The organism is Ktedonobacter sp. SOSP1-85 (assembly GCF_016587415.1).
Classification (GTDB): domain Bacteria; phylum Chloroflexota; class Ktedonobacteria; order Ktedonobacterales; family Ktedonobacteraceae; genus Ktedonobacter.
This window is the reverse complement of the sequence record NZ_BNJI01000001.1, coordinates 6,134,990-6,147,658: the sequence shown is the minus strand read 5'-3', so window position 1 is coordinate 6,147,658 and position 12,669 is coordinate 6,134,990. Positions and strand designations below refer to the sequence as shown.

Below are 12,669 nucleotides of genomic sequence, written 5' to 3'. Positions count from 1 at the left end.
TCAGGCTTTTGGCAAGGGCTTTCCATTTCTCGATTACATCGGGGGGCTTCCTTTTTCTCGATGGAGCCTTCGCACCTGCGGCGCTCAGGGGTAAAGGGGTGTGATAGCTGATATCACACCCCTTTACCCCGAGGCGAGGCAAGAGCTAGAAGAAAAATGAAAAGCTTTGGGCTAGCCTGAGAAGTTCATCTGGGCCACGGCGGTATGGGCCAGGAGCTTCTGCGCATTGCGCCACATCAGTTTTTCGCGTGCCTCGGGCGTAAAATAGTCAAAGGCCTCGAAGTCGCGCAGCCAGCGCTGGGGGGTAATAAAGGGATAGTCGGAGCCGAAGAGGAAGCGATCCTGCATCCGCGTCGCGGCCTCGCGCAGCAATACCTCGGGGATGCGCTTGGGCGACCAGCCTGAGAGATCGTTATAGATGTTGGTCTTATGCTGCATGGCGGCCAGCATCTCCTCATGCCAGGGCCAGGAGGGGTGAGCGCCAATAATCGTCAGGCCGGGGAAGTCAGCCGCCAGGGCATCCAGGTAGATGGGGCGTGTATAGTCAAGCTTGATACCCATGCCACCAGGCGTGCCAGCCCCCAGGCCATTGGTGCCGGTATGAAAGAGCGCCGGGATGCCCAGTTCCTGAATCTTCTCCATCAATGGATAAAATTGCGGGTCATTGGGATAGAAAGCCTGAACGCCTGGATGGAACTTAGCACCACCCAGCCCAAGATCTTTCACGGCACGCTCTATCTCTTTCACGGCGACCTTGCCCTTATGGGGATCGACGCTGGCAAAGCCAATAAATTGCTGCGGGTAGCGCTTCACAATCTCAGCAATATAGTCATTGCCCAGTGGGGGCAGGCCAGTCGCGGTCTCGGCGTCCCAGGCCAGCAGCACACCGATCATATCTAACTCGGCGTAATCGGCGGCGATCTGCTCGATATCTTTAAGCTTGACTTCAGTGCGGAAGAACTTCTCAGCGGCCCTGGCATATGGGCCAAGCGTCACCTGCATAAACTCCGTAGTCGGCAGGTGGACATGAAAATCAACGGCGCGTGGCATATCATAACTCCTCATAATCTATACCCTAAGTGACACACAACATTGTGCATCTACGCACTCTCATTATAGTATCGCGGGAAGGAGGCATGTCCAAACGGTTGGCATCTTCTCGCTTGCGATACAGCCTTTTCTGGTGTGCCTCGAATGCTTTATTGCTTCCTTTATGGGACCTCTGGTTTTCTCAGGGGCAAAAAGGGAACTTATTGCGTTATGGTAAGTGAGGATGGCGTGATGCCTTCCTAGAACGCCATAAATATTTTTGCTGGAGACATATCAATTATGCAAAAATACCTGCTAAAACACACCCAGATAATCAATCAGCATATTTCAAGATCTTTATTTACAGGTATCTGCTGCTTCCTGCTCTTTCTCACGGGTTGCTCAGATATGGCAGCAGCCAATCCATCAGGCACGTCATCTCAGGCCGCTGTGGCCAAAGGGAACGAAAACACATATGAAAGTACACTTGAGCAGCAACGCCTCAGCAAAGTGAAGGCCTTAATTTCAAGCATGTCTCTCGACGAAAAGCTCGGGCAACTCATCATCGTCGAATATCTTTATAGCGACTATCCTAACACAGAACTCCCCGCCATGATTGCACAGCATGTAGGTGGCTATCTCTACCAGGCAGCAAACCATAACTTTGAATACCCCTCCAATACTATTGACGCGGTAAAGCAGTTGGGGGATTTAGCCAATAAAGACGCCAGGATTCCCTTGCTGATCGCCGTCGACCAGGAGGGCGGCTTAGTCAATAAAATCGCGACCTTCTTTGGGGATGCACCGGCTGCGGCAGACCTGACGGCCACCGGCGATCCCAACAAGGCCATAGAGGCGGGTCAGCAAGCCGCCAGGCACTTGCAGCAGCTAGGCATAAATACGAACCTTGCCCCCGTCGTCGATGTGCAAACGGTCACACCTCCGCTCCTCCAATCACGCATCTACGGTTCGGATGGCGATACTGTCGCGAACTACGCAGGCGCATTCTTAAATGGCGTGCAGAAAAATAATGTTATTGGCTGCTTGAAGCACTTTCCCGGTCTGGGCGCGCTTACGGCAGGGAATGAGAATGATCCTCACTTAGCACTGCCCATCGTCTCCAGCAGCATGGATACGCTTCAAAAATATGACCTCGCGCCCTATAAGAAGCTGATTGCGACGCAGAAGCCTGCCATGATCATGTCGACCGACGTGGTAACTACGGCCATTGATCCCAATCTGCCAGCGGAGCTCTCTCCCAAGGCCATCAATGGTATGCTACGTAAACAGCTCGGCTATAACGGTGTGGTGATCACGGATGGCCTCTATATGGGTGGCATAATTGATCGTTGGACGCTAGGAGAGGCCGCCGTGCTCTCGATCATCGCGGGCAACGACCTGATTGAGGGACCCACCACCCCTCGCAGGTAGCCGAGGTCGTGCAGGCCTTTAAAGACGCCATCCAGAATGGGCGCCTGAGCGAGCAGCGCATTGATGAATCCCTCCAGCGCATCCTCCTCATGAAGATGCAATACGGCATCATCAAAACCTGACCAATGTGCTTTAGCAGCATCGGCCCACCGTGATACAGCCGCTTCTGGCGCTCTATGCAAGCCTAATTGATTCCTTTATGGGACCTCTGGTTTTTTTGAAAACAAATGGGGGTATATTGCGTTATGGTAAGTAGGGAATGGCATGATGCCATCATCATATGATACCGCAGATGTTTTTTTTGCTGGAGCTTTAATTTACTATGCAAAACTACCCGCTAAAACGCACACAATTGACTCATCAACATATTTTAAAATCGTTCCTTGCCTGTATCTGCTGCCTCCTTCTCTTTCTTACCAGTTGCGCAGATACGACAACTGGTAACTCACCAAATACATCCTCCCAGGGCAGCCAGGCCACGGCTTCCAAAGGGAACGAGAACTCATATGAAAACACGCTTGAGCAGCAACGCCTCAGCAAAGTGAAGGCCCTCATCTCGGGCATGTCACTCGATGAAAAGCTGGGACAGCTCATTATCGTCGAATATTTTGGCTCAGATTACGAAAACACCAAACTCCCCTACATGATTGGTCAGCAACATGTGGGTGGCTATCTCTATCAGCAGGTAAATCATAATTTTGAATATCCCTCCAATACCATTGCTGGATCAAAACAATTCTCAGACGCGGCCAATAAAGATGCGAAGATTCCCCTGCTGATCGCCATCGACCAGGAAGGCGGGGTTGTCAATAAGCTCAGCACCTTGTTTGGAGACGCTCCATCCGCCGAGGATCTGGCAGCCACCGGAGACCCCAACAAAGCCCTGGAGGCGGGACAGGAAGATGCCAACCACATGCAACAGGTTGGCATTAATGTGAACCTTGCACCCGTCGTCGATGTGCAGACAGCGACGCCTCCACTACTCGCCTCGCGCACCTTTGGCACAGACGGCAACTCCGTCGCAACCTATGCGGGTGCCTTTCTGAATGGCTTGCAGAAAAATAACGTTATTGGTTGCTTGAAACATTTCCCTGGTCTGGGATCGCTCACAAGTGCGGATGACCCTCATGACACTCTGCCCATCGTCTCTAGCAGCATGGACACCCTCCAAAAGTACGACCTGGCTCCCTATAAAAAACTGATCGCGACGCAGAAGCCCGCCATGATTATGTCGACCGACGTAGTCACTACGGCTATTGATCCCGATCTGCCCGCCGAACTCTCGCCCAAGGCCATCGATGGCGTCCTGCGCAAACAGCTCGGCTATAACGGTGTGGTGATCACGGATGGCCTCTATATGGGTGGTCTCAAACGCTGGGGCCTGGCCGAATCCGCCGTCCTCGCAATCATTGCAGGCAATGATCTGATTGAGGGACCATATGAACCCTCGGATGTAGCAGGTATCATACAAGCCTTTAAAGACGCCATCCAGAATGGACGCTTAACTGAGAAGCGCATCGATGAATCCCTCCAGCGCATCCTCCTCATGAAATTGCAGTATGGCATCATCAAAGCGTAAATTCCTTGTGTTTGGGAATGTGATAGCCCCTGGCAACCTCAGGTTGCCAGGGGCTATCACATTCCCAAACACAGAGAATAATGCTCTTTTTCAGAGCCTCATAGCACAAATAGCATATTTCACTCAACAAGGCAGGCTTTGTATGATACAATTTCAATCTGTACAATGCTGTCCGCTTTCTTCTGTAGATTTCGCATGTAGAAGGAGAAGCTCGCCGATGAGATTAGCACTTAAACGACTTCATCACCTGGGAAAACATCTATCTATCGGTGTGCTTATCTGCACACTCATGACCTTAGGCGTAGTACCAGGAACCGCCTCAGCCCACGAAACAACCAAAACGTCCACGACAGCCAACCATGCCCTCTCTTCCACAGATACAGGCTCACCCAAGCGCCAACTACGTGCCGCCTGGATCGCTACAGTTACAAATATCGATTGGCCATCACAGCCAGGCCTGCCCGCCGCCACACAGCAGCAGGAATATCTAACGCACCTGGATGAACTGCAACAGATGAATATGAATGCCGTTGTCGTCCAGGTCAAGCCCACTGCCGATGCGTTCTATCCATCACAGTATGGCCCCTGGTCCCAATATTTAACCGGGGTGCAGGGGAAAGATCCTGGCTATGATCCCCTGGCATTTATGGTCAATGAGACGCATAAGCGCAATATCGAATTTCATGCCTGGTTTAATCCCTACCGGGTCAGCATGCAAGGCGATATCAACCAGCTTGTGCCAGATCATCCCGCACGCCTGCATCCCGACTGGGTCATCAGCTATGGCGGCAAGCTCTATTACAATCCCGGTATTCCCGAGGCTCGCGAGTTTGTAGTGCAGAGCATCCTGGAGGTTGTGCGCAACTACGACGTCGATGGCATCCACCTGGATGACTACTTCTATCCCTACAAGGTCGGCAACCAGGACTTCCCCGACGACGCTACCTACCAGCAATATGGCGCGGCTCGCTTCGCCAATAAGGACGACTGGCGCCGCGATAACGTCAACCAGATGATCCAGGAGCTTTCAAGCGGGATCAAGCAGATCAAGCCCTATGTCAAGTTTGGCATCAGCCCCTTTGGCGTCTGGCGCAATGCATCGGTTGATCCAACTGGCTCCGATACCACCGCCGGTCAGACCAACTACGATACCCTCTACGCCGACACGCGTACCTGGATCAAGAACAACTGGCTCGACTATATCGCGCCTCAGATCTACTGGAATATTGGCTTCGCGCCCGCGGCCTATGACAAACTCGTAAGCTGGTGGGTCAACGAGGTCGCCGGAACTCATGTTCAGCTCTACATTGGCCAGGCCACCTATAAGATCGGCACCAGCAACCCGACGAACTGGCTCAACCCGGACGAGATGCCCAATCAGCTCGCACTCAACCTGCAATATCCCCAGGTCCAGGGCAGCATCTTCTTTAGCTTAAAAGATCTCAATGCCAATTTACTGGGCTTTAAAGACCGCCTGGTCAACGATATCTATAAGCAGAAGGCGCTAGTCCCCACCATGCCCTGGCTGGATAGTACCGCTCCAGGCCCTGTGATACTCCTGCCTGGCGGACCGAAACAGGACAGCGCAAGTCTACGCTGGCTTGATCTCCCGCATAACACAACGGCCTACTATGTAATCTATCGCTTCGACGGCAAGGTTGTGCCTACCCAGGCAGACTTTGACAACAGCGCCAACATCCTCACAACACTGCGCAAGCCGCAAGATAACACACAGCAGCAGTTTGTCGATACAAGCGCCCAGAGCGGTCACACCTACACGTACTATGTTACCGCAGTGGATCGGCTGCATAACGAAAGCCAGCTCTCACACGAGCGATCGATCACACTCGCCTGACCAATAACGTCATCGATCACACTTGTCTGAACGAGAACGCTATTGATCACACTTGTGTGAACAAGAACGCTATTGATCACACTCGCCTGAGCGTGAACGCTATTGATCCACTCGCCTGATCGAGAACATACCTATCATGAGAAGACCCCCAGCAATTCCTGATTGCTGGGGGTCTTCTCATGATAGAAGGAAACACAGCGATTGTAGGGTCCATGCTGGCATGGACTCTTCGGCCTACAAGCCGAGGCTCGGCCATCGGAAGATCGCTACACTTAGAGTCCATGCCAGCATGGACCCTACACGTTCCTTACCAACTGCCAGGTCAATATTGCATCCTATCAATTCATCACGCTCAGGCGATGCTAGGACTCCTGCTCCTTGCGGACACTGCGTACAATGGCCCAGGCGGTGGGCAGCAAGGCCGCGGCGACGACCATCTTGAACATCTCGCCAGGGAGGAAGGGGACCGCGCCCGCCAGCAGGGCCGCGCTCAGGCTATGATTCACACCGTGCGCCATGGGCAGACCGAAGATAGCCAGCCAGATCACGCCCAGACCCAGGTTAATAACCACAGCAGGCAACATGGCGAAGATGGAGGTCAGGTAGCTGCGATCCAGGCCGCGCTCACAGAGCCAGCCAACCACGAAGGCCGCAATAGGAAAGGCCCAGATATAACCCGCGGTCAAACCAATCAAGCTGGCGGGAGAACCCCCACTCGCAAAGACCGGCAGGCCAACCGCGCCTTCAGCGATGTACAGCAGCATTACCAGCGCGCCACGCTTGCTGCCCAGGGCCGCCCCTGTCAGCAAGACCATAAATGTCTGTAACGTTATAGGAACCGGGGTAAAGGGGAGGTAGAAGCCTACGTGTGCGGCCAGGGCCATCAAAATACTAGCACTCACGATGAGCAATCCATCACGCCCCAGGCTGGCGACACGTGACGTCCGTCGCGCGGGAACTGCGTAATCAAGAATAGTTGTTCCTGGTGCTATTGCCATTAGTATACTCCTCAATCTGTTGTTCTGTTCGTTCTTTTAATTCCACAACGCTGCCCAGGCCAAAGATCTTCTACGAAATACGCACTACAAGAGACCTCTTCCTCGGGGCCAGCATTCACGTAGCGAATTCTACCACATTCTTCTAAATTATTGGTAGGTTGCTCAGGGTTATTGTTGAGTATGATGAAGGACTGGCTTCGCCAGCCATCGGAAGACTCAACAATAACCCTGAATATGCACTTTACATGCATATATAATCTTAAAGACTTATGCGAATACAAAACTATTTATAGCGTGCTACAATACAATTTATATAAGAATGTTCGTTTTCTTCTTTCAATTTCCGCACTCAAGAGATGGAGATGTTACACGATGAGACCACTGCCAGCACGCCTCATGGGCAAACTCATGTCACTCTCCGCGTTGCTCTGCGCCCTGCTCGCCCTGAGCCTGGTGCCGGGCACAGCTAGCATCTATGGCGCCACGAGCAGCCCCGGTATACCTCGGGTGAACACGGCTCCGCTCGCGCCCAAGCGCCAGTTGCGTGCCGCCTGGCTCGCCACTGTCCAAAACATTGATTGGCCTTCGAAGCCTGGATTGCCCGTCGACACACAGAAACAGGAGTATACGGCCCACCTGGATGAAATGCAGCAGATGAACATGAATGCCATCGTCGTCCAGGTGCGACCCACGGCTGACGCCTTCTATCCATCACGCTATGCCCCGTGGTCGGCCTACCTGACAGGAACCCAGGGACAGGATCCTGGCTATGATCCCCTGGCCTTTATGGTCGACGAAACGCATAAGCGGGGGATGGAGTTTCACGCCTGGTTTAATCCCTACCGGGTCAGCATGCAAGGTGATATTAACCAGCTCGTCGCTAATCACCCGGCACGCCTGAATCCCGACTGGGTCGTGAGCTATGGAGGAAAACTCTATTATAATCCCGGGGTACCTGCGGCACGCCAATACGTTGAGGATAGTATTCTCGAAGTCGTGCGCAACTACGACATCGATGCCGTCCACCTGGATGACTACTTCTACCCTTACAAGGTTGGCAATCAGGACTTCCCCGATGACGCCGCCTATCAGCGCTATGGCAGCGGAAGCTTTGCTAAAAAGGATGACTGGCGGCGAACCAACATCAATCTCCTCGTCTACGAACTCTCCACGCGCATCAAGCAGATTAAGTCCTTTGTCAAATTTGGCATCAGTCCTTTTGGCGTCTGGCGCAACAAAGTCGCCGATCCCACCGGCTCGGATACCGCCGCCACGCAGACCAGCTATGATGATCTGTATGCCGATGCTCGCACCTGGATCAGAAACAACTGGCTCGACTATATCGCCCCACAGATCTACTGGAGCATTGGCTTCACGCCTGCCGCCTATGACAAGCTCGTCGCCTGGTGGGCCAACGAAGTCAGCAGGAGCCGCGTCCAACTCTATATCGGGCAGGGAGTTTACAAGATCGGCACCAGTGAGACTACAGGTTGGCAATCTCCCGATGAGATGCCCAATCAGCTCGCGCTCAACCTGCAATATCCCCAGGTCCAGGGCAGCATCTTCTTTAGCCTGTCCAGCCTGCACGCCAATCCGTTGGGATTCAAAGATCGTCTGAGTAGCACCATCTATCACACTCCAGCGCTGGTCCCCACCATGTCCTGGCTCCCGCGCACAAATCCGCGATCTCTCACATTGCAACCGCTGGAACAGAGCACGCAGGGGATCACCCTGCACTGGAACGACGCGCCTTATAACGGCACAATAGCATATGTGATCTATCGCTTCAGCAGCAATGGCGCGACCCAGGCAACCGACTTCAACACTGGCACCAACATCCTGACGATTCTCCCCAAGCTCCAGAACAATTATCAGCACGCCTTCATGGATACCAGCATCCAGGCAGGAGGAAACTACACCTACTACATTACCCCCGTTGATCGCCTGCACAACGAAGGCACGCCCGTTCGTTGGCAACCCGTGACACAGCGTTAAAAGTCCTGTAAGGTCCATGCTGGCATGGACTCTTCTCGCCAGAGGATGTGCTTACTCTGCGCGAATAAGTCCATGCCAGCATGGACCCTACAGTTTATCCCTTGAGTGCCCCCATACGGACGCCCTCCAGGAAGTAGCGCTGGAAGATCAGGAAGAAGATAATCATGGGGAGGGCCGCCAGGGCCGCGCCCGCGAAGATGATGCCAAAGTCGGTGGAGAACTCGCCTTGTAGGCCAGCCACGCCAACCGGTAAGGTATAGGCAGAACTATCATTGAGCACGATCAGCGGCCAGAGGAAGTCATTCCAGTGGCGCACAAAGGTAAAGATGGCTAGCGCGCCAATGGCGGGCCTGGAGAGCGGCAGGATGACATGCCAGAAGACTCCCGGCTCACCACAGCCATCAATGCGTGCCGCATCCATTAACTCTGAGGGCAGAGTCTGAATATACTGGCGCATCAGAAAGATGCCGAAGACGCTGGCAAAGCCAGGAAGAATCACCGCCCAGAGCGTGTTGAGCAGTTGCAGATTACGTGTCACGAGATACATTGGTACCAGCGTCACATACGTTGGCACCATCATCGTCGCAATAACAATCCAGAAGAGCACATTGCGCCCCGGAAAACGCTTCTTGGCAAAGGCATAGCCCGCTAGTGTATCAAAGAAAATGTGGAAGAGTGTAACACATAGCGCAACGGCGATACTATTGCGCGCCCAGATCCAGTAATCGCTCGCCTGGTTCAATAGACGCTGAAAATTCGAGAAGTCCGCATGCAATGGCACAACATCAGGCGGCGTTTTCAAGACAAAGGTGGTAGGCGTTAGGGCGGTCACGAAGAGCCAGTACATGGGCCACAGCGAGATACAGGTCGTGATTGCCAGAACCAGCCAGGCAAGCCCCTTCGATGGGTGCCAGAGACGAATACGCGCAGCCTGTGGACGCGAAGAAACCGATTTGCTTGCCATTATCAATACTCCACATCAGATCTGAGAAAGCGGAATTGGACCAGCGCGACCGCCGCGATCATCAAGAAGAGAACAAAGGCCTGCGCCGAGGCTAGGCCATAGCGAAACTGCTGAAAGCCGTTCTGGTAAATCTGCGTCACGATGACCTGCGCACTATCGCCGACGCCAGCGGGAACCATCACAAAGACCTTCTCAAAGACCTCAAAGCTGGCAATGGTATAGAGCACCACCAGGTACAGGGTAGTAGGCCTGATCAGCGGCAGGGTAATATGCCACCAGCGGCGCAGGGGACCCGCGCCATCCAGCATGGCGGCCTCATAATACTCCGTGGGAATACTCCCCATCGCCGCATTAAAGAGCACCACGCCCGTTGCTGGTACGGTCAAGACGGTTGAGAGTGTAATGCTATTGAGCACAATATTGGGATCTGACAGCCAGCGCACAGCGGCAAGGTGGAACGCGCCCAGGATATAGTTGAGGAAGCCGTACTCACTGTTATAGATCCAGCGCCAGGTGATGGCGATAATGACTACGCTGGTAACGGCGGGCAGATAGAACGCCGAGAGAAAGAAGGTGCGCCAGGGCTTGCTGCGCCCCTGAATCAGGCTGGAGAGGATCAGCGCAATCAGAATATTGGCGGTGACCGTGATCACAGTATAGTAGAGTGTATTCTTGATCGCCTGGCCAAAGACGCCACCCTCCGTCGTAAAGGCATGCACATAATTGCTCAAGCCCGCCCACTTGCCATTCCAGATGAAGGTATAATCATAGCTTTGAAAGGAGATAAGCAGTGCCCAAAGCACGGGCGCGAGCGTAAAGATAGCAAAAACGAGCATACTGGGGAGGATAAAGGCATATCCCCACCCATATGCTTTGAAGAAGCGCCTCAGGCTGGCAACGACGCCACGTTGCCGCTGACCAGTCTGCTTTTCAAGTGCGATATGTGACATAGGTCTCTTCCTAGTGTTCTTGTAGGGTCCATGCTGGCATGGACTCCGAGGCCCACAGGCCGATACCCTGACGCTGAGGGATCGCTTTGCTCGGAGTCCAAGCTAGCTTGGACCCTACAATTGGTTAGCCGTTGAGCAGTGAATTGACCTCGCTGGCGGGATTGTTGAGCGCGTCTTTGGCTGTGACTTTGCCCAGGACCGCCTTCTGGATCTGATCGTGCAGGATTGTGCGAATCTGCGGCCACTGCGCGATAATCGGGGTAATATAGGTATAAGGCACAAACGGCTTAAACAGAGCGATAGGATTGCTCACTTCGACCGATTTACGCGCTCCGGGCGCCAGGTAGTAGCCAGTAATATCATGACCCACCTGCGAGCTTGTCAGGTAGCGCGCCAGGTCCATGGCGGCCTTAAGCTTATTCTCATCCTGCAGGTTCGTCACCGAGATCAGGCCAATGCCTCCGGTCGTGAGTGGTTTGCCGCTCATGCCAATGGGCATCGACTTGACTGTAAAGTTCATCCCCAGGGCTTTATAGGTCGCGGAGGAACCACTGGGCTCACTATACATCGCGTAGTTCTTCTTCTGGCTAAAGCCGGTAACCATGTCAGTGGTGGTTTGCGTACCAAAGTCAGGAGGCGTGACCTTATACTTCAGCGCCAGGTCCATCAGCTTTTGCAGACCACTCACGCCTTCAGGGGTATTAAAGGTATACTGTTTGTTATCTTTGCTCAGCGGATAGGCCCCATCACCCATAATAAAGGGCCAGGTATTGACGACGCCGGGATCAATGACGCCGCTATAGCCATATACCTGCTGGCCATTGGAGCGTTTGAAGGTGAGGCGTTTGGCGATATCCACAAACTCCTCATAGGTCCAATCATCATTGGGAACATCGACGCCTCGCTCTTTAAAAATATCCAGGTTGAGATACATGCCCACAGGCGGCACCCAGAGCGGCCAGGAGTAACGTTTACCATCGGTCGAGACCGCGTCAAGAAGATTAGAGGCGATATCGCTCTTATCGTCCGCTGTGAGAAAGTCATCGATTGGCGCGACCGACCCCGCACGCACCAGGGTTGGCAAGACATCGGATGGCAGGCGAAATACATCTACGGTACTGCCTCCCTGCACCGCTTGTGTCAGCTTAGTGAAGCCACTCTGATCGCCTGTATAACCTGTAATCGTCACCCCCTTCAGGTTCTTGTGAGCCTTTTTATAGGCGGCGACCGCGGCATCGGTCAGTTTACCCGTCTGGTTACCACCATTGGGCGAATAGCCAAGCACCCAATAGCGTAAGGAAACATCACTTGTTTGATTCCCCGACCCCGAATCCCCCCACACGCGGCGAGCAGTGCGCTCAGCACACTGGCACTTACAGCAACTTTGCTGCCCTCAACAAGCAATTGACGACGCGTAATCGAGCTACTCATCCTTGTACTCCTCATCTTATCAGGCCCAGGTAGCCGTATTCATAAGAGATGATGTGCAGGTACACGAACCGGCAAGTTGAGCCTTACACTATAGGCCAACACCTAGCGCTCTGCATGTCACATGCGTTAACCTTTAACAAGCCCTTTCCCTCCAGGTAGGCGCTCCAACGAGCCTCCACGCAACTTGCACGCGATGTCCACAGGCAGCGGCGCCCGCGTTCTCCAGTATCAGTTATGTTCGATAGACAAACATGCTCACCTCATGCGTAAAAAATAACAGGTGGTAGGCGAAGCTATTGAAGGGTGCAGAGACAGGAGGAGAAGATACTAAGAGAGATCGCCTGGCAAAGGGTAAGAGGGAATTTGTGCGCATATATAAATATATATACAACATGATCACTTGCAAAAAGTGAGGCTTCTTCTTACTCACAACGCCA

The 12,669-nt window shown here is 53.3% G+C and carries 10 protein-coding genes; 4 read left to right on the top strand and 6 right to left on the bottom strand.

Translation table 11 applies throughout. The features are described 5' to 3' along the window. Positions 1 to 171 precede the first annotated feature (171 nt). The gene (locus KTE_RS25735) at positions 172 to 1,050 is read right to left on the bottom strand and encodes an amidohydrolase family protein (RefSeq protein ID WP_201386044.1); all 879 of its coding nucleotides are present in this window, start codon (positions 1,048 to 1,050) and stop codon (positions 172 to 174) included. 387 nt (positions 1,051 to 1,437) lie between these two features. On the opposite strand from KTE_RS25735, the gene KTE_RS25730 reads away from it, so the two are divergent. From KTE_RS25730 to KTE_RS25720, 3 genes are all read left to right on the top strand, one after another. Continuing rightward, a complete protein-coding gene (locus KTE_RS25730) occupies positions 1,438 to 2,460 on the top strand; it encodes a glycoside hydrolase family 3 N-terminal domain-containing protein (RefSeq protein ID WP_236600570.1) in 1,023 nt (340 codons plus the stop codon). A gap of 322 nt (positions 2,461 to 2,782) precedes the next feature. Further along, positions 2,783 to 4,039, top strand: coding sequence for a glycoside hydrolase family 3 protein (locus KTE_RS25725; RefSeq protein WP_201386041.1), 1,257 nt, complete (start codon positions 2,783 to 2,785; stop codon positions 4,037 to 4,039). A gap of 217 nt (positions 4,040 to 4,256) precedes the next feature. Then, on the top strand, positions 4,257 to 5,894 hold the full coding sequence (locus tag KTE_RS25720; RefSeq protein WP_201386040.1) for a glycoside hydrolase family 10 protein: 1,638 nt from the start codon (positions 4,257 to 4,259) through the stop codon (positions 5,892 to 5,894). A 362-nt stretch (positions 5,895 to 6,256) separates the two neighbouring features. Here the strand turns inward: KTE_RS25720 and KTE_RS25715 are convergent, their stop codons facing one another. Continuing rightward, on the bottom strand, positions 6,257 to 6,892 hold the full coding sequence (locus KTE_RS25715) for a biotin transporter BioY (RefSeq protein ID WP_201386039.1): 636 nt from the start codon (positions 6,890 to 6,892) through the stop codon (positions 6,257 to 6,259). A gap of 372 nt (positions 6,893 to 7,264) precedes the next feature. Here KTE_RS25715 and KTE_RS25710 point away from each other — a divergent pair, with 372 nt between their 5' ends. After that, a complete protein-coding gene (locus tag KTE_RS25710) occupies positions 7,265 to 8,887 on the top strand; it encodes a glycoside hydrolase family 10 protein (RefSeq protein ID WP_201386038.1) in 1,623 nt (540 codons plus the stop codon). A gap of 94 nt (positions 8,888 to 8,981) precedes the next feature. Here the strand turns inward: KTE_RS25710 and KTE_RS25705 are convergent, their stop codons facing one another. The 4 genes from KTE_RS25705 to KTE_RS47745 form a co-directional block, all read right to left on the bottom strand. After that, positions 8,982 to 9,851, bottom strand: coding sequence for a carbohydrate ABC transporter permease (locus KTE_RS25705; RefSeq protein WP_201386036.1), 870 nt, complete (start codon positions 9,849 to 9,851; stop codon positions 8,982 to 8,984). A gap of 2 nt (positions 9,852 to 9,853) precedes the next feature. Continuing rightward, complete coding sequence (locus KTE_RS25700; RefSeq protein ID WP_201386034.1) at positions 9,854 to 10,801, bottom strand: carbohydrate ABC transporter permease; 948 nt, start codon at positions 10,799 to 10,801, stop codon at positions 9,854 to 9,856. Positions 10,802 to 10,925: 124 nt separating this feature from the next. Next, entirely contained in the window at positions 10,926 to 12,086 is a 1,161-nt protein-coding gene (locus tag KTE_RS25695) for an extracellular solute-binding protein (protein WP_236600569.1), read from the bottom strand. Next, positions 12,041 to 12,232 (bottom strand): hypothetical protein, encoded by a 192-nt coding sequence (locus tag KTE_RS47745; protein ID WP_236600568.1) that lies wholly within the window; start codon positions 12,230 to 12,232, stop codon positions 12,041 to 12,043. Before KTE_RS47745 ends, KTE_RS25695 begins: the two co-directional genes overlap by 46 nt. Between the last annotated feature and the right edge of the window lie 437 nt (positions 12,233 to 12,669).